Below are 23,961 nucleotides of genomic sequence, written 5' to 3'. Positions count from 1 at the left end.
TCTAGAGCAGTATGCCGTGTTGCCGTCTCAATCGCATTTTATGCTTAAAAAGCTTGCTGCACGCGCAATTTCGTCGCTTCCTATCAAACTCTGCTATGCGTTTTCCACTCGCCGTATGGCAGCGTGTCGAGCACCGTCTTCACGCCGACTTGCACCAGCTGAGGGGTGGCGGGACAGATAGCCAACCAGGCCTCACCGGAACCGGCGGTCCGCGCTTGCTGATACAGCGCGATACGCCCACCGGATCCGTCTTTGAGAGACAGCACCGAGGCACTCGGGCCTTTGGCGTCATCCCGGTACTGCCGCGCGTAGACCGCCACTTCGGCTGCGGGGTCCGATAGCGCTTGCCCCAATGCCGCAACCGTGGACGCGCTGATGCCCATCCGGCGCAGATCCCCCCCGGAAAAGACGTTGAAGCCGGACTCCTGCCAGGATTTGGTGGCTTCCAGCATTTCCTCCAGCGGCACGTTGACCGCGTTGATCGCGGCCGGGTCCGCGTGGTGGATGGACTCCAGGCCGTCAATCACCAACGCGGCGATTGACGCGCTGTCGGAAACGGATACGTCGTCGACGGTGATGTCATTGCCAACGCGAACGGCCGACACCCAGTGCTGGCCACGACGGGCCAACACCACCCGAAATTCGTTGTCGGGAATGTCGCGCGAACCGGGCGGCTGGTCCTCGTTGTCGACGACTCCATACAGCAGTTTGCCCCGCGAAAGCAGGGCGACAACTTCGAGGTCAGGTGCGGCTAGCACCCTCATCCGGGCGGCTACCTGCTCGTTCACCGTGTCCCCGACGACGATGCCCTGCTCGCGCATGACCGCCATGCCCGGGTGTTCATTGAGCCAGTCGTTCGAGTCGGTGGATACGTACGGCCGGCACCGTAGTTCAGGCGCAACGTGCCGGATATCCAGCAACGCCTGAAGCATCCAGAAGCCGTCCACGTTGACGGTGATATCGGTGCGCGTACTTTGTTGATCCATCCCTACCTCAGATATCGACGTGGCTGTTGACTGCAAGACACGGCAGCACACCGGTTGGTTGGTGTGCTGCCGCGCCTGAAGTTAGGTTTTAGGCCCAGCTAGAGCCGACGGCGCTGTCGGTCTGCGCCATGTTGTTGCCGGCAGCCTGAACCTTCTGGCCGTGCGAGTTGGCCTGCTCGTAGATCACCTGGAAGTTGCGACCCAACTGGGTGATGAACTCCTGGCAAGCCACCGAACCGGCGCCACCCCAGAAGTCACCGGCAGCCAGCACATCGCGAACGATGGCCTGGTGCTCGGCCTCCAACGAGGCGGCCTGCGCGCGGATGAGGGCGCCGTGGGCGTCAACATCCCCGAACTGGTAATTGATGGTCATATTGGTGTTCTCCTAACCTGAGAAAAGCGTACGCAGCTGTGGCTTTGCGCGCTAGCCGCGGAGGACCTGCTGGGAAGCCTGCTCTTGCTGCTCGTAGTTGTTCGCGTCGCGAACGAGACCGTCGCGCACGCTGTGCAGCATGTTGACGATGTTGCGGAAAGCGGTGTTCATCTGGCCCATGGTGTCCAGCGAGGTGGCCGAGGCCATACCGCTCCAGCCCGCGCCGGCGATGTTCTGCGAGGACGCCCACATCTTGCGGGCCTCGTCCTCAACCGTCTGGGCGTGCATTTCGAAACGGCCCGCCATGTCCCGCATAGCGTGCGGGTCGGTCATAAAGCGTGCAGTCACCTGAATTTCTCCTTGTGTATTGGCTGGTTGGTTGTCAGTTAGATCGTGTATTCGGTTGTGGTGAGCGCGATGGCCGATCAGCTACGCGCTCACGCAACCGCCGGCCCAAAAGTTACGGATGCCCCCCTCCTTTCGGTCAGCCAGCGGTCACCGAGCATTTCAGCGCGGTGCGACATACATCGCCCCCGAACCTCGATGTCCGATTCGACGAAGCACTTCACAACTGCCGGGAGCGTCGTCGCAGCCGAGCGATCAGAGCCAGAATTCACCCACCGATGGGAGGTTTGTGTTGCGCTCACCGCAGCGCCTGATCCCTCCCCCGGTCTGAGACCGACAGTGCGGTCAGCCGGCAGCGGCCGCGTTGGCGGCTTCGGTGGCCGCATACGAACCGGAGCTTGTTGCAAGCGTGTTAACGAACATTTCGTGAATGGCCGCGGCTTGGGCGCTAACGGCTTGGTACATCTGCGCGTGGGCGGCGAACTGAGCGGCGGTCAGCGCTGACACCTCGTCGGCGGCCGCGGGTACCACTCCGGTCGTCGGCGCCGCCGCTGCCGCGTTCTGCGCGCTCATCGTGGTGCCTATACCCTGCAGGTTTGCGGCTGCAGCAGCCAGCGCCTCCGGCTGTGTGGTCACAAACGACATGCTGTATTCCTCCCTCGATTATCCCCGGCGCCCATCTAGTGCAGAGACTAGATGACTGTGTGACGCCAGGTTGCCTTCTACGGGGCCTGTTTACATTTGTTCACGCGATAGCACCGTGAATTCACCTGTAGTAACGACACAGTAACAGCGCTCGATGCACCTAGCATCCCACTCAGCAAACTCACAGTCAAGGATGTGCGGCTGCTGGCCGAAGAGCGCGCGACGGGGCATTTTGCGGCGTCTAGCTGCCAGCGCGACAGCCATCCGGTCGGCCGCGAGGCTCGTTCGGCGCTGCCGTGACGGTGCTACAGCAATACGGTGGGGCAGTTTCGGTGGGCCGGCTCGATGAGCGCCGGCCGTCTTGATCCACCGCGGATTCGCGCAACTAGTCAACGACTCTGAGTCCGAAACTCGCGACCACGGTCGGTCATGGGCGCTCGGGGCCCGGACAGCCCCAAACGAAGACGTTGTCGTCATACTCACTTCCCCCCTCCTCCCCTGGCATATCAGGGCTCCGGCGTTGTTGATTAGCAGGCTTGTGAGCTGGGTTGATGATCTTTGGTGCCGCGCTATTGGGGCCGGAGTGTAGGCACGGGCTATCTGGAGAACGATCGAGTTGGTTACTGTTCGTCGTTGGTCTGGAGTTGCCCGTGCCTACCGTTTCAGTATTGCCTGTGTCGTCGGTTCCAGAGGTGTTCGACCGCTGGAGTCCTGGTGAGCGCAGCGAGCTCATCGGATCGGAGTTTCTCGGTGTGTTGGCCTCGGTGCCAGACCCGAGGGACCCACGCGGTCGGAGGTATTCGCTGATGGCTTTGTTGGCGATCGCGGTTCTGGCCACTGCCGCGGGGATGCGCGGCTATGCTGGTTTTGCCACATGGGCGGCCACCGCTCCCGATGATGTGTTGGCCCAATTAGGGGTCCGGTTCCGGCGGCCCAGTGAGAAGACCTTCCGCGCTGTTTTGTCTCGGCTAGACCCCGCCGACCTCAACGCCAGGATGGGCAGTTACTTCACTGCACACGTGGCCAGCAGCGACCCCAGTGGATTGGTGCCGATCGCGTTGGACGGCAAGATGCTGCGTGGTGCTTTACGCGCCAAAGCGACAGCCACGCATCTCGTGTCGGTGTTCGCCCACCGTGCCCGATTGGTGCTCGGTCAACTCGCTGTCGCCGAGAAAAGCAATGAAATTCCCTGCGTACGTGCCCTGCTCACGCTGCTGCCGGGTAGCTTGCGGTGGCTGGTCACCGTGGATGCGATGCATACCCAGGTCGTCACCGCGAAGTTGATCTGCGCCACCTTGAAGTCGCACTACCTGATGATCGTCAAGTCCAACCAAGCCAAAATACTTGCGCGTATCACCGCGCTGCCCTGGGCCGAGGTGCCCGCAGCCGCTACCGACGACTCCCGCGGCCACGGCCGTGTCGAGACCCGCACCCTGCAAATCATCACCGCTGTACGAGGAATCGGCTTCCCCTACGCAAAACAAATCATCCGGATCACTCGTGAACGTTTGATCACCGCCACCGACCAGCGCAGCGTGGAGGTGGTCTATGCCATCTGCAGCCTGCCGTTCGAGCACGCCCGCCCTACCGCGATCATGACCTGGATGCGTCAACACTGGGGAATCGAGAACAGCCTGCACTGGATACGCGACGTCACCTTCGACGAAGACCGTCAAAGGGCACATACCGGAAACGGCGCACAGGTCCTAGCAACGCTACGCAACACCGCGATCAATCTGCACCGCCTCAACGGCGCCGACAACATCACCGAAGCCTGCCGGATCACCGCTTTGACCGCCAACCGCCGCCTAGACCTCCTCAATCCACAATTCCCCAGCTCACAAGCCTGCTAATCAACAACGCCGGAGCCCTGCCTGGCATATCCAATCAGTCCCGCCGCCCTATTACTAGGGTCGCCATCCGGCGGGTGCGCCGTGGCCCTAGAGCGATCCCTCCTCGGGCCGATACTGCGGGCAATACGCGTCAATAGCCGCGCCGACAAAGTAGCCGGAGTGATATCCGGGCATGGAACTGCTGTTGAGCACGTCGTAAGCGACCTCTGTTGGCGTCATGCCGCTGTCAAGCTTCTGGCACACAATGTGGGCGGCCAAGATCGCGTGCGAGGGCGAAATGTGGTCTGTGATGCCCTCGGACTGCAATTCCGAGAGAAATCTGTCGTCATTATTGTCCGCGTGAGCGGTTGCCACAGTTCCCAATGGTCCAAGTAACGCGATTGCGACAACTAGAAGGCGTTTTAACATTTTCGGTGCTCCCTTTGAGCTGAGGCTCCTTGCTGACGATGTGGTCCGGCAGGGGGCGATCTGCGTTGCCTGGCTAGCCAGCGGGAAGTGGGCGCGCCATGACCGTCGGTTTGAACCCGTATCGGTGACCTGAACCGACCCCACGTCCGGCACCCGTGGCGCCCACGGGCATGCCGCCGACCACGTTCGCCGCCTCGGGCGAGGTGATTGGCTCACTGACCGCCTGGACCGTTGGGCGCACGGCCTCTGCAACCGATGCACCCGGCCAGGATGCCGGGACCGCCAAGTGTCCGACGTGGGCGCCGCTGCCCAATCCGGCCGCCACCTGGCTGCCTGCACTGCCGATCGCACCGAGCGCGCCACCCAGCCCCGGGACCTTCGGCAGGGCTGCTGCCGCGGCGGCAGCCGGCTGAGTTATCAACCCCAGCGTCTTGGCCATCTGAACACCGAAGTTGCCCATACCGACGCTGAAGTACGGAAGACCTTCGGTGTTGTAGAAGAAGCTGGCGTAGTTGGAGTAGCCCTGCATGAACGTTCCCAGGTTGTTGGGCAGCACGGTCTGCCCGGTCAACAGGAACCAAATCTCGGTCAGGATCGGATTACTCGCCCCCAGCTGCGACACGAAGCTCTGCGTTCCGCTCGGCGAGGCGAGCTGTCCAAGCTGGCTGGTGATCTGGCTGAGGAAACTCTGGACCGTGCTTTGGGTGGAGGCCGCCGACGTCGCTTGCGCCGCACTGACCGCGGCACCCTGAGTGGTACTGGCCGCCGGATTGGCTATCGTCGGAGCCTCGGTAAACGACTCGATCTTCGTGGCAAGTGCAGATGAGGCGGCATAGTTGTACATCGCCGACGCATCTTGAGCCCACATTTCCGCATACTGGGCTTCCAATTGGGCGATCACACCGTTGTTCAAGCCGAACATGTTGGTCTGCAGCGCCTGAGTCAGTTCGGCGCAGTTGGTGGCGATTAACGGCGGAGGCACCACGGCGGCGAACGCCGTCTCGAAGGCCGCCGCGGCCGACTGAGCCTGCGTGGCCGCGTGCTCGGCCTGGCCGGCGGTGACCGACATCCAGGTCATGTAGGGCTCGACGGCCTGTGCCATCGTTGCGGAGGCAGGCCCCATCCACTCTTCGCTGGACAGCTGGGTGATCACCGTGAGGTAGCCCTGGGCTGTCGAATTCAGTTCGGCGGCCAGCGCGTTCCAGGCTGAGGCCGCCGCAACCATCGATGATGATCCCGGCCCCGCATACATCAGCGCCGAGGTGACCTCGGGCGGAAGCATCCCATAATCCATCGCCATTTCCGGACCCCCTAGCCGGCCGCGGCCGCGTTGGCCGCTTCGGTCGCCGCGTACGACCCTGAGCTGATGCCCAGGGTATTGACGAACATTTCGTGAATCGCCGAGGCTTGAGCGCTCACGGCTTGATACATCTGGGCATGTGCGGCGAACTGAGCCGCGGTCAGCGCCGAAACCTCATCGGCTGCCGCGGGCACCACACCCGTAGTGGGTGCTGCCGCGGCGGCATTCTGGGAGCTCAGCGTCGAGCCGATGCCCTGCAAGGTGCTGGCTGCCGCCGCCAGGGCCTCCGGCTGTGTGGTCACGTATGACATAGGAGTTCCTCCTCATCACCCGCGGGCCCGAAGACCGTCGGGATTTGATTGCTATCAACGCTAATTGGAACCGGCTTCGCGGCGCCCCTTCGCTGCGAAATACTCATCGTCGAACAGTCACTCTTCATCCGCTCTTCATTTACTGGCAACCTTTGAATCCGATGACGGTCACACGCAGTGGTTGTTGCGGCCATGACATCAACCTGCCGACGGCGGTCTGGTCAGGACGGGGTAGCGGAATCCGTAGCGCACGCCCAGGTTGCCGGTGCGCTGGGCGCCGCGCGATCCAACCGGGAATCCGCGCAGCGCGGCGTTCAATCCGTTCGCAGGGTTCGCTTCGCCCGGTAAGGTAGTGAAATTGGTGCTCACGAGCTTCGTGGATGCTTGTTCCACCGCACCGGGAGTGGTGCCCCAGCTGGCCGGAACCGATAGGCCGCCGACCTTGCTGGACGACGCAAAGCTCGCCATCGGGTGCCAATGCCAGGTATCAGCGCCCAAGGCGGCGAATTCGGGTGTCGGGTACCAGGCACCACCGGCACCGGCCGTGGTTCCCCCGGGGCCGAAGGTCAACTGCTGGGCTATCGACCAGCCGGAGTTGCCTATTCCCACACCGAAGTAGGCCTGCAGTGTTTGCCTCAGCGCGTTGTACATGCCGGGATAGAGGCCAGCATAGTTGTTGTCCGGCGTCGGCAGCCCGTAGGTCAGGAAGTTCTGTACTTGCGTCTGAATGATCTGCCACACGGTTGGCGATGACGCCGCCGACGGCGACATCGACGACACTGAAGACAATGAAAGCTGCTGCAGTCCGGGCACTCCGGCGGACGACAGCAGCTGCGGGATGGTGGCCGTGATGGTCTGCGCGGAGTCTCCAGCCGGCGTGGCAGCGGCTTGGGCAACGACAGCGGACTGACCTCCGGCCGCGTTCACCGAGGTGGTATCCGGTGGTGGCGCGAACCGCGGCAACTCCGTGGCCAGCGCCGACGAGCCGGCGTAGCTGTACATGGCGGCGGCGTCTTGCGCCCACATCTCCATGTATTGAGCTTCTGTGGCCGCGATAGCCGGGGTGTTCTGGCCAAAGACATTGGTCGCCACCAATGTCATCAACAAGACCCGGTTGGCCGCAATCACAGGCGGCGGCACCGTCATCACAAATGCGGTCTCGTAGGCCGCCGCCGCCGCGCGGGCCTGGCTGGCCGCGGTCTCGGTCTGGGCGGCCGCCGCGCTGAGCCAAGTCACATAAGGAGCAACGGCCGACATCATCGAGCGCGATGCCGGGCCGAGCCATGGTGAGCTAGTCAGCTCTGCAATCACCGAACTGTAACCAGATGCCGCAGAGCTCAATTCGGCCGCCAGAGCATCCCAGGCCGACGCAGCAGCCATCATTGGCCCCGATCCAGGGCCGGTATACATTCGGCCTGAATTTATCTCGGGAGGCAACGCCCCGAAATCAAACACCCACCCCTCCTAAAGCCGCCCACGATCGCAATCGCGATCCGGACACAGCAATGCCACCCCAGCATCGGCCAGCGAGGCCGCGACCGTTCGTGTAATCACCACCTTCTGCCCCCCGGCCCAGCTGATTGAAGCCGTCTCGCCAAACGGCCTCAGCACTGCGAACGGGCGTTACTCGTTGATCCGGCATGGTCTTCGAGACACGTCGCGGTGCGAAAGATGCGCGCCAGGAATTTTTCGGGCGAGGCGTTGTCGAGAGCATCTGCAGCTACCGTCACGGCCAACTTGTGGTCATCAGCGCATGAGCTTTCAGCCTCGAGAAGACCGCATCTTAGCACCATCATGCAACAGCTGTCACGTTGCAGAACTATTGCATATGGAACATATTAGATGACCCGACCGGCCTCCGGCGCCGAAGACGCCAACTATTCATTCCCCGTAAACCATAGTTAAACTGCTGTTAACCTAAATACAACTATCCGTTAATGTTTAGTTTAGAAAGACAGCGGCCGCCCGAGGTCCGTCAGGCGGCCACTTTTGTCACTCCTCGTCGAGGATGAGCGCCATTTCGGGGCAGCTAGCCACACCATCGCGGGCCACTTGCTCGTCCTCGGGTCGCACCTCGTGCTCTTCGAGAATCGAGTAGCCGGATTCGTCGATCGGAAACAGGTCTGGATCCACCGCGTAGCACTGGGCGTGGCCGACACACTTGGAGCTTTCGAGGCGAATCTTCACCGGACTTCCTCTCTCGAGTCTCAACCCAGCTTGGAGCAGGTCAGCTCGGACCACACCGATCAATAGGTAGATTAGCTTGTCGATTGATGGTCACGAGTCCCTCGTGGCCTCGGCTCCGCGGCCAATCCGTCGGATATGAACTCGGATGTGATCGATGTCGGATTGTTGGGTGTTTGCCGCCCGTGCGATATTGACCGTATCATCAAGAGTTTGGCGGCCCCGATGACCTCCGACTAGAACGGAAAACGGAAGACTTGAGCGAATGAGTACCCCCGGCGAAGGTTCGGCCAGCTCGTTTTATCTACCGCGCCTTGAATATTCGACATTGCCGCTAGCCGCCGACCGCGCGGTCGGGTGGAATACGCTGCGGGACGCCGGGCCCGTGGTCTTCATGAATGGCCACTACTACCTGACCCGGCGCGAGGACGTGCTCGCGGCGCTGCGAAATCCCAAGATCTTCTCGTCGCGGATCCTGCAGCCACCGGGCAATCCGCTGCCCGTAGTGCCCCTGGCGTTCGACCCGCCCGAGCACACCCGCTACCGCAAGGCGCTGCAGCCTTACTTCAGCCCGCATGCCCTGGGCAAGTCGCGGCCGGTACTGGAGCGCCGCGCGGCAGAGATGATCGCGGGCTTCGCCGGGCGCGGTGAATGCGATGCGATGGCAGAGTTCGCACGGCTATACCCATTCCAGGTATTCCTGGACCTCTATGGCCTGCCGCTGCAGGATCGCGACCGAGTGATCGCGTGGAAAGACGCAATTATCGGCGACAAGCTCTATCTCACCCGCGAAGAGCTCGAAGTCGGCCAACTAGAGCTGCTCGAGTACCTCAACAACGCGATCCAACAACGTCGCCAGAACCCCGGCTCAGACATGTTGTCACAGGTGATGACCGGCCCCGGCGAGTTCACTGATCTCGAACTTCTGGGCATGAGCCACCTGTTGATCCTTGCTGGTCTGGATACCGTGACCGCCGCGATCGGATTCTCGTTGCTCGAGTTGGCACGCCGGCCGCAGCTACGCACCCAGCTTCGCGATAACCCGAAGGAAATAAGGGTTTTCATCGAGGAGATCGTTCGGCTGGAGCCGTCAGCGCCGGTTGCTCCACGAATCACCACGGATTTTGTCAACGTGGGCGGCATGACGCTACCACCAGGCTCACAAATGCGGCTGTGCATGGCCGCCGTCAACCGCGACGGTAGCGACGCCATGTCCACCAATGAACTGGTCATGGACGGAAAGGTGCACCGGCACTGGGGATTCGGAGGTGGACCACACCGTTGCCTGGGCTCACACTTGGCGCGGATAGAACTGACCGTGATCGTTGCCGAATGGCTCAAGCAACTGCCCGACTTCGAACTGGCGCCCGACTACAGTCCCGAGATCGCTTTCCCGTCAAAGACGTTCGCACTCAAGTCATTGCCGCTGCGCTGGGCCTGACACGGTCAGGCCCAGCGCAGCGGGCCCGGTCTTACTTTCGCACCTCGGTCAGGGCAACCTGAACGAATACGCCGGTGTCCTCGGCCATCAGCAGGCCTCGGCCGCGAGGCAGCGGGCCACCCTTCATCTTGCCGCGAATGAAGCCCTCGTCAGGATCGGCATCCATCACCAGCAACGGCGCATTCGCCTGATGCAACGCCCGCAACATCGGGTCGCTACCTGCCGACGACCAACCACCGAAGGACCTCGTCACGATGACGTGCAAACCGACGTCAGCGGCCCGGTTGACCCAGGGAGCGGCCTTGTGCAGCGGCGAATCGAAGCCCGGTGGCAGCTGCTGGATGTCGTCGACGATCAGGAAGATCTCCGGACCACTCCACCACGACCGGGACAGCAGCTCCTCGGCTGACAGCCCAGGTGGTGGCTCCCGGCCGGCCAACACGGCGGCCAACTCGCCCATCTTCGCCTGGACGCCATCGAGGTTGTAGGCGAACCGCTCCACATAGTTGGAGCCCAGCGCGGTCAGCAGCTGACGGCGCGGGTCGATCAGCCAAACCTGCGCCGAAGGTTGCCCGGGTGGCGGAGCGGGAACGCTGGTGGCGCCCGGCGCATACAACCGCCCGATCTCGGACATGATCGTGGCCAACGTTGTGGTACGCCCACATTCGCGCCGGCCCGTCACCATCAAGTGCGAGTTCTCGGCGAAGTTAAGGTACACCGGCTGCAGATCCAATTCCGATATCGCCCAGGCAATTCCGCCGACACCAACACCTTGACGGGTATCCCGGGCGGCGAGCTGGCGCACCTGATCCACACCGAAACTCGCCGGCAGGCGACGCACCGGCGGCGCCTGGGAGGTCGTGAGCCGACTGACCGCCGCAACGACACTGTCACACTCGAAGACGTTGGTGGGGGTGCTGCCCATCGCCGGCCTCGCCACCAATGTGTGCAGGCCTGCCTGGGGATCGCTGTCCAGCCGGACGTAGTTGACCGCGACCATGCCGCGGCCGGGCTTGACCGGGACATCTTTGGCGAACCGAGAACGCACCAGCTTGGCGTCCTCCACCGCCGCCAAGCGCAGTTCAACGCGGGAACCGAACCCGCTGCGCACCGGGGGCCGCAGCTCAGATTCACGATCGGCAGTGACCACCACGTGCACGCCGAACGAGGGTCCCTGGTTGATGATCAGGTTCACCTGCTCGATCAGCACCTCGTTTTCCTCGGCGAGAGCGCGGTAGTTGTCGATCACCAGGTACACATCGCCGAAGCCATCGTTGGGCACCGGACCGGCTTCCCCACCGAATTTGCGCCGACGGAACATCTCCATCGAGGCAATTCCGTATTCCAGGAAGCTGCGCTTGCGCTCACGCACCAAGGCCAGCAGCTCGGCCACCGTCCGACGCACGCCATACGGGTCCGTCGGGCCAGCCACCTCACCCACGTGAGGCAGCTTGGAAACCGTGGTCAACGCGGTGCTGCTGTACGCCAGGCAGTAGAACTGAACTTGATCGGGCGTGTGAGTCAGCGCCGCCGAGGAAATCAGTGTCTGCAGCGCGGTCGTCTTGCCCGATCCACCCGCGCCCAAGATCAGCACGTTGGACCCGGGACCAGAGGTGTCCACGGTCCACGGCGGCTGGTCATGCTTGAACGGGCGGTCAATGACACCGATCGGGAACACCAGGTTCCGAGCGGACCCATACTCCTTCTGCCACGGGTGCCCGAGGAACCGGTTGACCAGGTCGTCGATCGCGACGGGCTGGGTCAGCGGCGGTTGCCACAGCCGGTAGGGCTCGAAGTTGATCCTGCGCAACTGATCGATGATCACGGTACCCACCTTGGGCACTCGGATGCCTTCTTCCTCGGCCTCGGCCTCGGCCTCCTCGACCACTTCGCCGTTGGCGTGCGCGACCACCTTGTCGATCTCGGGTCCGCCCACCGTTACCTCGAGTGGGGTGAATGAGTTGGTGAACAACTGCGGGCGAATGTAGTCGATGCTGTGCACCAACACCGGCGCTTCCTCGCCGTCGACGGTGATGCCGGGCTGGAAGTAGTCCCGCCAGAGGAATTCGGCCTGGAACCGGATGATGTCTTCGAGGCTCTTCCGGAAGTAGCCCAGACCTGCCTGCGCCGGCAGATTCACCGCGTTGGGCACACCCGCCGCCTGGGCGGCCCCGGCAGTACGTGCCTTCAGCACCAGGCGGTAACCCATGTTCTCCATGAGCTTTTCGGCACGGCTCTCAATGGTCTGCGAGGCCATCATCAAGTGGATCCAATAGGCACGACCCTGCCGGCCGATCGAGTCGAGCACGTCGACCGCCGTCGGCATGATGCGGAACCACTCGTAGAACTCGTCGATGACCACCACGAGCATCGGCAGCGGCGCCATGTCCTGGCCGCGTGCGCGCATCCTGCCGCGAACCGAGTTGTACTCCTTGGCGTCGTCCACACCCGCGCTGTCACAGATCGCCTTGCGCCGGGCGATCTCGCCCCACAAGGCGTCCAGGAAGCGTTCCATCAGCGCCTGGTCTTCTTCCAGGTCGGTGATGATTCGCGAGACGTGTGGCACGCCGGCGAACGGCTTCACCGCGGAACCACCCTTGAGGTCGGCCAGCACGAACTGCAGCTCCTCGGGCGGATGTCCGAGCATCAGCGATTCGATCACGGTCCGCACCAGCGTCGACTTACCGGAACCCGTGGTACCCGACATGACCCCGTGCGGGCCGTCACCACCTTCGTCGAGGGACTTCATGTCCAAGAACAGCAGCTCACCGTTGTCGGATCGGTTGCCGAACGGCGCCCGCAACCGCGACCGGCCCATGCTGTCAGTGCGGCTCCCCCACAAATAGTCGAAGTCGATGTTGCCCGGGTCGTCGATGCCGTAGTAGGCCAAGATGTCCCGAGCGCCAATGTGGGCAACCCGCTGACCGATCTCTTCGTATGCCTCGGCCAGCCGCCACTGGGCCAACTTCTGACCGAACTCCTCCGCCTCCGCGATGCTCACGTGGTCGGTCAGGGCGAAGAACCAGGCGTTGTCGTCGATCACCATCCAGGTGTCGCGGTCGCGGGGCAGCGCCTCGATCACACCAGTCTTGTCGAACTCCAACTTCCGCTCCGGGACGTTCGTCCACATCGGGGAACCGGTCAGGTCGAAGAACGTCACCCCGTCGACGCCCTCTGCGCTGATCACGTACTCCCACTGCGGGTCATCGACATCACAGATGATCACGGTGTGCGGTGTCGGCGTCTGCGCCGAGGAACTGGCGTGCCGTGGCGTGAAGGACCCTCGTCCGGCGAACAGCTCGCCTTGCTCGGCGGCGAACTCACGCACCGAGCTGTAAACCATCCGCGCGTTACCCGCCGCGTCGTAGCGCCGTGAGTCACCGAAGTGCGGAAGCCACTTCACCCATTCCCACTCGGCCAGATCGGAACTGACGACGATGAACTGCACGTGGTCAGGGCCGTGCGAAAAGGTGAGCTGGCAGATGATTGCACGCATCAGTCCCAACGCCTGCTCGCGCTCTCCGACCAGGGCATACCAGGGTTCGACAAGCAGCGAAATCATCTTGGGCAGGTTGTAGACGACGCTTTGATAGCGCCCGAATTCCTGCAACGCCTTACCGGTCACCGGCTCGAGTTCGATGTCGGTCGGCATGTTCTGCGGCTCACCCCAGGTCACCTCGGGGCGGGTCATGCCGACACCGACGCGCACGACCCCGAAGTTGAGGTCTTTGCCGTCGGGTTTGCGTTCCCACATTCGCGGCGAACCGACAGCCGCTGCCAGGGTGCTAGGCGCCGGATGGAACCAGCGATAGTTGGAGTCCATGCTGTCCGCAGACTCCTGAGCCGTCTCGCGCAGCATGTCCAGCATCAGCATGAACTGGGCCCGCATCGCATCGAGCTTGGGGCGGCTCATCTGCTGCTGTCCGCCCGCGCCGACGCTGCGGAACATCATCATCATGATTCCGACCATCATGAAGATGGGGAAAATCGAGCCGACGCCGCCGAAAACGTGCGAACCGCTGGCAAACACCATGGCCACCATGCCGCCAAGCAGGCCGACCACGACGACGCCAACGACAATCAACCACCAGGGCTTCCCCTCTGGCGGGGGGATGCTCAACGGTGTTGGCAGAACGATGTTTTCGGGCTTGATTACCGGCGCCTTCTCGGGCGTCGGCCGGGCGAATCCACGTTTCACTTCGGTACCACCAACTCTGCTGGGCTCATATCCATCGGTAGCGTGTCGTGCTCCACCAACGCATCCGCACGTGACAACGTCGGGCCTTGTGGCAATAGCCGCAGCACCACCCAGGGTGCCGGGCTGGGCGTCAACCCCAATCCCAACGCTTCACGCGCTTCTTTGGTGTCCTCAACCCCGAATCGCGCACCGGCTTCGGTAAGCCACCACAGCGATTCAGTTGTCTGGGCGGCCGGGTTGTTTCCGGTAACGGCGACGAAGTTCGCAAAGTTGGGGCCGAAATAGACCTGGTCAGCCTCGCGGCCGGACATGTCCGCCTTCGCCAAGTCGACCACCTTGTTCATCTCGTGTGGCGCGACTGGAATGTTGGGTCCGGAAATCACCTGAACCCGGGACCGGTTCTCACCGGCGGTCCGTTCCCACCACCAGCAGGTTGAGGGATTGTCCCGAATGTCCATCACATTCAGCGGGTCGTCGGGGTAGGCGGACAGATCCAGCCTGTTGACCACCGGCATCTTGGCCAGCGAGGAGGGCTGCACCGTGACCGGCTTGGTGTTGCCCGGGCGTCCCGCGTTTTGCAGGATCTGGGCCACCAGTGGCGGGAGAGTCTGCACACCGTCGGTCAAGACCAGCGAATACTGCTGCGGTCCACTGATCTGAGGCGTGACGATCACCGTCCCGACGGGCCCGGGAGCACCCGGGAACGTCGCCGCCGCACCGTCATCGGGCACCTCCGGAACTACCAACTCCGGTCCAACCGGCAGCGCATCATAGAGCGCATGGCTCATCGGACGTGCCTGAGTGACTTGTTCGGGCGTCAGCCCCAACGGCAGCAGTACCGACCGGTCTGTGGCGTCGATGCGGGAGCGACGTCCTTCGCGGATCACCCAGGCATCACCCCCGTAGCGCAAGACCACCGCGTCGGAGCCCTTCAGCACCCGCCGGTGACCAGTTAGGTCGGGTGTGCCGTCGATAACGGTCACCGTTACGCCGTGCGGCGACTGCGGCATGGTCGACGGACCCGCTACGGTGTCGCACACTAGCCAGGACGACGTGGCAGGACTTGCTGGATTGAAGTCCGACGGCGCGCCAGGGATACCCACCAGCGGCCCATGCGGCATCGAGTCGATCTGGCTTCCCCGAACCAGATGCGGGTTGGAAGCCCGCCCGGTGATCAGTCGTGCCGACGCCAGGTTGAGCGCTGGGTACAACCGGTCCCCTACCCGAACATAGAGAGCGCCGGAATCGCGGTCGGCGATGATCGGGGAATCGTTGATCTGGCCAGAGGGGCTGATGAACGACCAGAGCAGCGATCCCAGGCAGATCACCAACGCCGCCGACACCGATGCAACGACGGCAAGCGTCTGACGACGGCCCGGCTCGATTTCCATCCGCACGCGCCAGCGGGTTAATGCCATCGCGGTTCGACGGGCCAGGAACTGATAACCCGTTACCTGCGTCCGCGTCGACAACCCGAGGCCGTAGCCTGACCCCCGCTGTCCGCGGTCTTGTTCAGCCACGTTAGATCACCTTTCGCTCTGTTTCAGAACGCCTGGATGCTGGCCTGGATACCCGGCGTAACGCTGATCACGTTGACAACCGTAGGGCACCGGGCCAGAAGTCGCCATGCGACGCTGACCGTGCTGGACCCCCCCAAGGATTCGCTGTGTCTCCTGTGCATGTTAGCGGCGAATCGCCGGCGTGGCGCGCCAAGTGGCAAACACCCGGCCGCAGGTCGCTGACCTGCGGCGCAGTGCGACGATGCGGTCGATGTCGGGTGGGTGGGCCCCGTCAAGGTCGCCCTGCGCGCGACGCGTCCTCAGGGTTGGACGCAAGATGGGCGACATGACGGAGCTTGCGCCCTCGCTGGTCGAACTCGCCCGCCGGTACGGCATCGCCACCGAGTTCCAGGACTGGAGCGGCCAGTGCATACTCGTCTCTCAGGACACTTTGGTGGCCGTGCTGGCTGCCCTCGGCGTTCGGGCGGACACCGAACAGCGGCGCAACGCCGCCCTGACCGAGAACCTGCGGTCGTATTGGACGCGCTCGTTGCCGGCGACCATCGTCTCGCGTGCTGGCGCGCAAACGCGTTTTTGGGCGCATGTCACTCACGGCGCTCCGGCCGACGTCTGGCTGCAGCTCGAGGATGGCACGCTGCGTGGCGAGGTGGCGCAGATCGACAACTTCGCTGCGCCGTTCGAGCTGGACGGTCGCTGGATCGGCGAAGCCAGCTTCGTGCTGCCTACCGATCTGCCGATCGGCTACCACCGGGTGTATCTGCGATCCCACGACTACGAGACCAGCACGGCCCTCATCATCACCCCGGATTGGCTGGGGCTGTCGGAAAAGCTCGGAAACCGTCGAGCCTGGGGCCTGGCCACGCAGCTCTATAGCGTTCGATCGCGGCGGTCCTGGGGTATCGGAGACCTGACGGACCTGACTGATTTGGCGCTCTGGTCGGCCTACCGCCATGGCGCCGACTATGTATTGGTCAACCCGCTGCATGCGGCGGCACCGACCGCGCCCATGGAGCCCTCGCCCTACCTGCCGACATCCCGGCGATTCTTCAATCCGATCTACCTTCGTGTCGAGGCGATTCCGGAATACGCCGATCTACCCAAGCGAGGGCGGGTACGCCAACTGCGTGAGAACGTGCAACGGGGGGCGGACCAGGTCGCCGTCATCGACCGCGACGGGATATGGGCGGCCAAGCGCGCAGCCCTCACCCTGGTCCACCGGGTACCCCGCTCGGCGGGGCGTGAGCTGGCCTATACCGCGTTCTGCGACCGGCAGGGCCGAGCTTTGGATGACTTCGCCACCTGGTGCGCGCTGGCCGAGCGGTACGGCGATGACTGGCACCGTTGGCCGAAGCCGCTGCAGCATCCCGATGCCTCTGGCATCGCGGCTTTCGCGACCAAGCACGCGGATGCCATCGACTTCCACCGGTGGTTGCAGTGGCAACTCGACGAGCAGCTAGCCGCGGCGCAGTCGGAAGCGACCGGTGCCGGCATGTCGCTGGGGATCATGCATGACCTCGCCGTGGGCGTTCACCCCAACGGGGCCGACGCGTGGGCCCTACAGGACGTGCTGGCCTTGGGCGTCACCGCGGGCGCACCCCCGGATGAGTTCAATCAGCTCGGGCAGGACTGGTCGCAACCGCCATGGCGGCCGGACCGACTCGAGCAGCAGGAGTACCAGCCGTTTCGCGCGCTCATCCAGGCTGTGCTGCGGCACTCAGGCGGGGTCCGGATCGACCACATCATCGGGCTGTTCCGGCTCTGGTGGATTCCCGAGGGAGCCGCCCCAACCGAGGGTACTTATGTGCGCTATGACCACGAGGCCATGATCGGCATCGTCGCGCTGGAAGCGCATCGCGCCGGAGCTGTGGTCGTCGGCGAGGATCTCGGCACCGTCGAACCTTGGGTGCGTGACTACTTACTCCTGCGCGGCTTGCTGGGCACCTCGATCTTGTGGTTTGAGCTCGACCGGGACGGAAACGGTGACCCGCTTCCGGCCGAACGCTGGCGGGAGTACTGCTTGTCGTCGGTAACCACGCACGATCTTCCGCCGACAGCCGGGTACCTGGCCGGCGACCACGTGCGATTGCGCGAAACGCTGGGGCTGTTGACCCGACCGGTGGAGGTCGAATTGGAGGCATACCGGGCGGAACGAGCCGCCTGGCTAGCGGAATTGCGCCGCGTTGGCCTACTCGACGAAGCGGCCGGAGCCGGCGTAACAGCCGGGCCGGAAGACGACCCCGAACAGGTCGTGCTCGCGTTGTATCGCTACCTGGGGCGGACACCGTCACGGCTGCTGGGGGTGGCACTGACCGACGCGGTTGGCGATCGGCAGACCCAAAATCAGCCGGGAACCACAGACGAGTATCCGAACTGGCGAGTTCCGCTGGCCGGCCCCGACGGCCGCCAGGTGCTGCTGGAAGACATCTTCAGCAATGCCAGGGCCGCCAGGCTGGCCAACGCCGTTCGCGATCAGACGACGCCAGAAAGTATCCGGTAGTCCGGTCGGCTTCGGCGGCGACGGGCGTGGCGCCAAGTTGGCCGCTGCCAGCTGTCTCGCTAAAACCGTTGCGTGACTGCAGATTCAAGCCAGGCCATCGCTCTGGGCTACCGCAACTGCGCCAGGTTGCGCACCGAGGTGTGCACCTCGGATCGGAGGATTCTGGCTACCAGCCGCCCAATCGGCCCACCTAGCGGACCCCCCGGTCATATCGGCGGTCAGGTGAAATACCGATCCCGGGTGACCCGCCGCGACGGTCATCGCCACCGCGAGCCGCACTCCGCCCCGCCCACGCCCCCGCAGCTCTATGTACTTCGGCTGGTCGTATTCGGTAACCGTCCAGCCGATGACGTTGCGGAAGCTCATCGAACCGGTCTAGATCCGAAGCGACCGTCCAGGCGGTAGCGGGCTCGAGATCCGATGACGTCGAAACCTCCACGCGAGCCATGAGCCAGCCCCACTCCCCCTGTTGCCCCTCTTGCCGGCGACACCGGCTCGTCCCCAAACAGGACCGGGGGCGTCGTTCGGGTTCGCATACCCAGCCCCGGCCGGCAGCTAAACGAGAAACGACCCCAGCGGGGCGGCGCCCTAAGCAGTTGTCAGCGGTTGCCCCATCAGGCCAGCAGCCCCGGCGATAGCTATTGATCGCACTGTCGGACAACGGGATTGATGACGATCGGCTAGCCGGACCAAGGGGATCTGGCTAGATTCCGGTCCAGGCGTCGTCCAACTGGGTCGCCACATCGATGATCTGCGCGGCTTGTGAATGCGGTGCGTCGATCTCGTCCGCGACGTACTGGGCGATGAAACGCCGAATCTCACCGTCAACGCCCGCAAGAATGCGCAGGACCTCTCCCCTGATGGATTTCGAGGACACATTGACCGTGATGTCCGACGGACGCGGTTTCGATACGTCGACTATCAGCAGTAGCGGCTCGGCGGCGCGCGCGGTCGCGCGCAACGCGATGTCACCGGTCACCGAGAATCGCTGCTTGTCGAGGCGCAGATCCAACAGAAGATCGATCGACAAGGGAATGTGGATGACGAAGGTGATCAGATCACCCAGCTTTCGGGTCACCCGCGGATCCTGGATTTTGACTTTCGCACTGACTTTGGCGATGCCTCCGGGGCCCTGAGCGATCGGTTCCATCGCGAACTCGCTGCCCGCGATGTCGGCGAACGCCGCCGCGACGCGGTCCGGGGTGACGGCAACCTCAAAAAACCTGCGGCCGAAGTCCTCGTAGGAGACGTAGTGGTGATTTTGCATAGGTTTATACCGTCTCATGTCGCCTGCTGAAATGGACACTGATCCGCTCGCGTCGCACAAATATGCCACCTGGGCGCAGGACAGCAAGTACCGGTGGGGTATCGACCTGTGTGATCTGCAACATGAGCTGGTGACTTGTGAACAACCCCACATGCGGCCGCCTCGATTCGGTGTGTCGGGCGCCGGCCTGCCACCCTTGAACTAATTGGAGGTGTTTGGAGTCTGATGTGCGCCCAGAAATATCCTGAGCAGCGCTCGACCACCTCGCGGATCGAGGGGCTGCTCACCTGGCTTGGTGGCGGGCACTGGCGTGAACTCGGTGAGCGCCATGAGAGGTCCACGCACGCCGTCGCGGGCGCTGTTGTGGCCTTCGGAGCCGTGTTGGCCTGGCTCGTCGCCGGGCTGGCGGTGAGCGAATCGGTGAGCTGGCCCGGCTGGGCCGTGGTTGGCGTGACACTGGTGTTCGGCTTGCTGATTGGAGCGGTTACCCGCGGCACCGCTAGTGCTCTCACTCGACGCTGGCCCAGCATCGTGTGACGCGCCGCGGTCGCGGTCGCCGTCGGCGTGGTGGTGGGCGAGCTCGCCGCGCTTGTCGCATTCTCCGGTTCGATTGACCGATACCTCGACGAACATGCCCTGCGCAACGCGCAGACAGCCCCGGCCGTGGCAGCGGCTTCGGAGTCGCTACGGCAATCGCGCACGGCGCGCCGCTCGCTGGACAACGCGGTCGAAGAAGCTCGCGTCCATCTGGATAGCGCCCTGGTGGTTGCCCGGTGCGAGTACCACCCCACGGCAGACTGCCCACAGACCAGGATCACCGGCGTTCCCGGTCGCGGACCCGAAACACGAACGGCGAATCAGCTTCTCGCGGACTCGCAACGCGAGTTGGACAACGCGCTGGCGGCCCGGGCTCGCCAAGCATCCAACCTGGACGCCAAGGTGGCTCGTGATGAGCAAGCGCTGGCCGAAGCCCAACGCGCGGTGGTCGCCAACGCTGGTGGCGGGCTGGGCACGCGCTGGGTGGCGATGAACGCGCTGACATTCGCCAGCAAGGGCGCGTTGGCGTTGCGGCTGCTGACGATCGCGTTCTTTGCGCTTGTGTACTTGTTGCCGCTGATCCTGTGGCTCTGGCGGGGCGAGACGACTCACGACCGCCATGCGGCGGCGCGCGCGCAGCGCGAGCGTGCCGAGCTCGACGCGGACACCGCTATCGCGGTCAAACGGGCCGAAGTGCGCCAGGCCGCCGAAATCATGTGGGCCGAGCACCAACTCAATCAGACCCGTATGGCCATCGAGGCCCAGGCCGAAATCGACCGTGCGCAACAACGCCGCCGCGTCATCGAAGCACTGGAGCTTCCGATGCACGCTTCGTCGCAACGTACCGACGAGCCAGTGGAGGAAGACATGTATCTGCCGATCGCAGCCGAAGCAGAAGCCGCCGCCAGCCGGGCAGTCGCAGAATTGCCGGCCGGGGCAGCGAAAGCCGATACTGACACGACCCATCACCTTCCGGCGCAGGTCGAGTCGAGCCCGACGGTAGAGCGGCACGAGCAGGACCGCGCGGCGCCGCTGATCCCGTCGATTCCTGACGCCACAAAAGCCGCGGCGCGCTGGATTCGCCCGTTGGTGCCCCCGTTCGTCGCGCGTGTCATCGACAACACCACCCAGCCGATCCGCAGCGCGCGTCAGGTGTTCGAAGAAGTTGAGGAGATCGCTTTTTCGTTCAAGCGCACGCGCAAGGTAACGGTGAACACCGAGAGTTCCGACGACCATCGCGAGCAGCCCGCACCCCAATCCGCCGGTGCCGATGCTCCAGCCCCCGTCAATCGCATCGCTTCGTCGCGCGGAGACGCCGAATCGGGCAGTTGGGCCGAAGACGGCGAAGGACTGGAAACCCACCAGGGGCAGCCCTCGCTGGGGCAGGTGCCTGCCGCAGATGTGGTGGGACTGCCGGTCGGGACGACAAAGCAGCACGGCCGGCGCGAATTGGCCGAACGGGAGGGCCCACGCGAGCTGCGGTCGCCCGACGGTCCGCGCCAGCTCCCGCCCGGCAAATAGTCGTGCGACTTGCGACAGCGGTCGCACCACAGCGGCGGCGTATTATCCTGCCGACGCGTGGAATCGGTGCCGACAGCAGTGACACCCACCGTTGTATCTGGCCGGATTTCATACGGATTGGGAGCAGGACAGAATCTCGTGGATCTCATCACGGCGGTAAACGCAGGGTCCAGCCCAAAGGAGTTCCCCGCACGAGCGATCGGGATGCGGGTCCGCGCATGAAGGTCAGCGTCTTTCTTGCCGATGCCGCCCATGCCGACGTTCAGTCCGGAAAGATCCACACCCTCGGCCTGGGTTGGCGACAGTGCCAAACACCCACGCCCCCTTTTGCTTTAGTGCTTTTCGTAGACATTGACTGGAATGAGACCAACAAGCAGCACAAGCTGAAGTGCCAGCTGTTGACTACCGATGGTGACTTGGTCGTGGTGCCGGGGCCGAACGGACCGCAGCGTGTGCTCTTCGAAGCCTCCGCCGAGGCAGGGCGACCGCCCGGCGCTATCCACGGTACGTCGGTTCGGATGCCGCTCACCCTCAACATTCCTGCCGGCATTCCGCTGGAACCGGGCATATATGAGTGGCGAGTGGAGGTCGAAGGCTATGCCAGAGCCACGGCGGTCGAGTCGTTCGTGGTGACCGGCCCCGGTGTTCCACCGGCGCCTTCGGAGTGATGGCTTGCGCCGGAATGCCCACCGCGGAAGACACTTTCGTGGTGGCGTTGCACCGGACGGCGTGATATCGATTGCAGCAGGAGAGCGGTTCAATGAGCACTGAGGATCAAGTCACCGTCGATGCCGACCCGTACATCTGGCCTTTCGATGGCGACATTGCCATCGGGCGGACAGCGCTAGTCAACATCGACTGACAAGTCGACTTCGCCGGTCAAGGCGGCTATGTCGACACCATGGGCTACGACCTGTCTTTGGTACGTGTTCCCCTGGGCCCGGCGCAGACCGTGCTCGAAACCGCGCGGAAGCTGGGCCTGCTGATTGTGCACACCCGCGAGGCCTCACCCGAGGTGAGCCGGGATGGGAGATCATCCCGGAGATGGCGCCGTTGCCAGGAGAAATGGTCGTGGACAAACTTGGCAAGGGAAGCTTCTACGCCACCGATCTGGAGTTGATCCTCACCACCCGCCGTATCACCCATCTGATCTTCACCGGCATCGCCACTGATGTCTGTGTCCACACCACGATGCGCGAAGCGCGAAGCCAACGACCGAGGGTACGAGTGCCTACTGCTCTCTGACTGCACCGGCGCGACCGACTACGCTAATCACCTTGCCGCCCTGAAGATGATCACCATGCAGGGCGGTGTGTTCGGCGCCCATGCCACCGGCGCGGCGCTCCTCGAGGCGTTCGACAAAATCCGCGACAGGCAGGCCCACGCGGAACTGGGCGGCACCCACGCCGACACCCCGCGAGCGGTCCTGGCAAGACGCTAGTTGGAGGGATCGCCGCCGGCACCACCGGACCCGCCGGACCCGGTGTCGCCGTTGGGCGGATTGCCCCCTGAGCCAGCGTCGCCGAGTTTGCCGCCTTCCCCGATACCACCGATGACGCCGCTGCCACCCGTGCCGCCGTGGCCGCCGGTACCTCCGTAGGCACCCCCGCTGCCGAACGGTGCGGGCGCCCCAGTACCGCCGGCACCACCGGTGCCGCCGTCACCACCGGCCCCGCCGGCGCCGTTGAAGCCGTTGCCGCCGTTCCCGCCGTCACCGCCAGTGCCACCCACCTTTGCCTCGATGCCAACGCTCGCATCGTATCCGGGGCCGCCCCTGCCGCCGTTCCCGCCGTTCCCGCCGATGGTGCCGTTGCCACCGTCACCGCCATCAGCGCCCTCGTAGGCAGCCGAACTGTAACTTACGGGTTGCTGGTTCGGGGCGTCTCCGCCGTCCCCGCCATCCCCGCCAGGCCCGATCGCACCGTCGCCCCCATTACCACCTCTGCCTCCCCAGATTTCGGCGAGACCGTTGCCGCCGTCACCACCGTCCCCACCGGTGCCCCCGTCTCCGCCGGAACCGCCTCGACCGCCCTCCCCTGGGTTCCAGAGACCGAAGCCGTCGCCGCCGTCGCCACCCGAGCCGCCGTTACCGCCGGCTCTCCAGGCGCCGGTGGTGCCGGTGCTGCCCTGAGTGGACCCAGTCCCGCCAGCGCCGCCGGCCCCGCCGGCAAAGGCCTCGCCGCCACTACCACCGTCCCCGCCGTTGCCTGCGCGATTCGTCAAGGTGGCGTCGAGTCCATCCCAAGACCGCCGGTGCCGGCGAATCCGCCGTCTCCACCGTCACCACCGGCTCCTCGGGTGCCACCGCCACCAGCGCCCGCGGCGCCGCCGTTGCCGCCAGCCCCGCCATCGCCACCACCCTGGCCGTCGCCGCCGTCTCGGTCGGTCCCGCCGCTCGGAACGCTGCCGTTGTTGCCGTTGTGCCCGTTGCCGCCGTTGCCGCCGTCACCAGCGGCACCGCCGTTACCCCCGGCCCCTTGGCTGCCGTTCTGGCCCACACCGGACACAGCCTTGCCACCGGCACCGCCAGCGCCTCCGGCACCGCCATCACCACCATCGCCGCCGGCCCCACCGG

17 protein-coding genes and 3 pseudogenes are annotated in these 23,961 nt (G+C 64.2%); 6 read left to right on the top strand and 14 right to left on the bottom strand.

The features are described 5' to 3' along the window. Positions 1-83: 83 nt before the first annotated feature. The 4 genes from CKW46_RS14025 to CKW46_RS14010 all read right to left on the bottom strand — a co-directional run bounded on the left by CKW46_RS14025 (position 84) and on the right by CKW46_RS14010 (position 2,349). Positions 84-986: an ESX secretion-associated protein EspG gene (locus tag CKW46_RS14025; RefSeq protein WP_012394390.1), complete on the bottom strand. Its 903-nt coding sequence runs from the start codon at positions 984-986 to the stop codon at positions 84-86. A gap of 88 nt (positions 987-1,074) precedes the next feature. Then, the gene (locus CKW46_RS14020; protein WP_011740938.1) at positions 1,075-1,359 is read right to left on the bottom strand and encodes a WXG100 family type VII secretion target; all 285 of its coding nucleotides are present in this window, start codon (positions 1,357-1,359) and stop codon (positions 1,075-1,077) included. Positions 1,360-1,410: 51 nt separating this feature from the next. Then, positions 1,411-1,707 (bottom strand): type VII secretion system effector EsxM, encoded by a 297-nt coding sequence (esxM, locus tag CKW46_RS14015; protein ID WP_012394389.1) that lies wholly within the window; start codon positions 1,705-1,707, stop codon positions 1,411-1,413. 342 nt (positions 1,708-2,049) lie between these two features. Then, a complete protein-coding gene (locus CKW46_RS14010; RefSeq protein ID WP_012394388.1) occupies positions 2,050-2,349 on the bottom strand; it encodes a type VII secretion system ESX-5 target PE19 in 300 nt (99 codons plus the stop codon). 650 nt (positions 2,350-2,999) lie between these two features. On the opposite strand from CKW46_RS14010, the gene CKW46_RS14005 reads away from it, so the two are divergent. Then, positions 3,000-4,202: an ISAs1-like element IS2404/ISMul1 family transposase gene (locus tag CKW46_RS14005; protein WP_482053412.1), complete on the top strand. Its 1,203-nt coding sequence runs from the start codon at positions 3,000-3,002 to the stop codon at positions 4,200-4,202. Between the two features lie 87 nt (positions 4,203-4,289). Here the strand turns inward: CKW46_RS14005 and CKW46_RS14000 are convergent, their stop codons facing one another. The 5 genes from CKW46_RS14000 to CKW46_RS13980 all read right to left on the bottom strand — a co-directional run bounded on the left by CKW46_RS14000 (position 4,290) and on the right by CKW46_RS13980 (position 8,408). Beyond that, a complete protein-coding gene (locus tag CKW46_RS14000) occupies positions 4,290-4,610 on the bottom strand; it encodes a DUF732 domain-containing protein (protein ID WP_011740942.1) in 321 nt (106 codons plus the stop codon). A gap of 73 nt (positions 4,611-4,683) precedes the next feature. Then, positions 4,684-5,904, bottom strand: a complete 1,221-nt coding sequence (locus CKW46_RS13995) for a PPE family protein (protein WP_041299120.1) — start codon at positions 5,902-5,904, stop codon at positions 4,684-4,686. 17 nt (positions 5,905-5,921) lie between these two features. Beyond that, positions 5,922-6,221 (bottom strand): PE family protein, encoded by a 300-nt coding sequence (locus tag CKW46_RS13990; protein WP_012394386.1) that lies wholly within the window; start codon positions 6,219-6,221, stop codon positions 5,922-5,924. Positions 6,222-6,419: 198 nt separating this feature from the next. Next, entirely contained in the window at positions 6,420-7,676 is a 1,257-nt protein-coding gene (locus CKW46_RS13985) for a PPE family protein (protein WP_482053279.1), read from the bottom strand. A 537-nt stretch (positions 7,677-8,213) separates the two neighbouring features. Then, positions 8,214-8,408, bottom strand: a complete 195-nt coding sequence (locus tag CKW46_RS13980; protein WP_011740946.1) for a ferredoxin FdxE — start codon at positions 8,406-8,408, stop codon at positions 8,214-8,216. Positions 8,409-8,670: 262 nt separating this feature from the next. On the opposite strand from CKW46_RS13980, the gene CKW46_RS13975 reads away from it, so the two are divergent. Beyond that, positions 8,671-9,846, top strand: coding sequence for a cytochrome P450 (locus CKW46_RS13975; RefSeq protein ID WP_015355467.1), 1,176 nt, complete (start codon positions 8,671-8,673; stop codon positions 9,844-9,846). A gap of 31 nt (positions 9,847-9,877) precedes the next feature. Here the strand turns inward: CKW46_RS13975 and eccCa are convergent, their stop codons facing one another. Together eccCa and eccB are read right to left on the bottom strand one after the other, a co-directional pair. Beyond that, on the bottom strand, positions 9,878-14,044 hold the full coding sequence (eccCa, locus tag CKW46_RS13970) for a type VII secretion protein EccCa (RefSeq protein ID WP_240274891.1): 4,167 nt from the start codon (positions 14,042-14,044) through the stop codon (positions 9,878-9,880). After that, on the bottom strand, positions 14,041-15,564 hold the full coding sequence (eccB, locus tag CKW46_RS13965; protein WP_015355465.1) for a type VII secretion protein EccB: 1,524 nt from the start codon (positions 15,562-15,564) through the stop codon (positions 14,041-14,043). The genes eccCa and eccB overlap by 4 nt, the downstream gene beginning before the upstream one ends. A gap of 325 nt (positions 15,565-15,889) precedes the next feature. On the opposite strand from eccB, the gene malQ reads away from it, so the two are divergent. After that, complete coding sequence (malQ, locus tag CKW46_RS13960; RefSeq protein ID WP_482053278.1) at positions 15,890-18,061, top strand: 4-alpha-glucanotransferase; 2,172 nt, start codon at positions 15,890-15,892, stop codon at positions 18,059-18,061. 107 nt (positions 18,062-18,168) lie between these two features. Here the strand turns inward: malQ and CKW46_RS13955 are convergent. After that, positions 18,169-18,509, bottom strand: a pseudogene (locus tag CKW46_RS13955) (SRPBCC family protein). Positions 18,510-18,764: 255 nt separating this feature from the next. After that, positions 18,765-19,328, bottom strand: coding sequence for a hypothetical protein (locus CKW46_RS13950; protein ID WP_117437034.1), 564 nt, complete (start codon positions 19,326-19,328; stop codon positions 18,765-18,767). A 225-nt stretch (positions 19,329-19,553) separates the two neighbouring features. Between CKW46_RS13950 and CKW46_RS13945 the strand changes: the two are divergent. From CKW46_RS13945 to CKW46_RS13935, 3 genes and pseudogenes are all read left to right on the top strand, one after another. Further along, a pseudogene (locus tag CKW46_RS13945) lies at positions 19,554-21,386 on the top strand (DUF4407 domain-containing protein). A 218-nt stretch (positions 21,387-21,604) separates the two neighbouring features. Further along, positions 21,605-22,054 carry a DUF6941 family protein gene (locus CKW46_RS13940; RefSeq protein WP_012394376.1) on the top strand — a complete coding sequence of 150 codons (450 nt, stop codon included), beginning with the start codon at positions 21,605-21,607 and terminating at the stop codon, positions 22,052-22,054. 92 nt (positions 22,055-22,146) lie between these two features. Then, positions 22,147-22,827, top strand: a pseudogene (locus tag CKW46_RS13935) (cysteine hydrolase family protein). Here the strand turns inward: CKW46_RS13935 and CKW46_RS13930 are convergent. Further along, positions 22,824-23,609 carry a hypothetical protein gene (locus tag CKW46_RS13930; RefSeq protein WP_482053277.1) on the bottom strand — a complete coding sequence of 262 codons (786 nt, stop codon included), beginning with the start codon at positions 23,607-23,609 and terminating at the stop codon, positions 22,824-22,826. The pseudogene CKW46_RS13935 and the gene CKW46_RS13930 overlap by 4 nt on opposite strands. Between the last annotated feature and the right edge of the window lie 352 nt (positions 23,610-23,961).

It is taken from the genome of Mycobacterium liflandii, from assembly GCF_022354805.1.
Lineage (GTDB): Bacteria > Actinomycetota > Actinomycetes > Mycobacteriales > Mycobacteriaceae > Mycobacterium > Mycobacterium marinum.
Note: the sequence above shows the minus strand (reverse complement) of the source record. Positions and strands in the feature narration are given on the sequence as shown.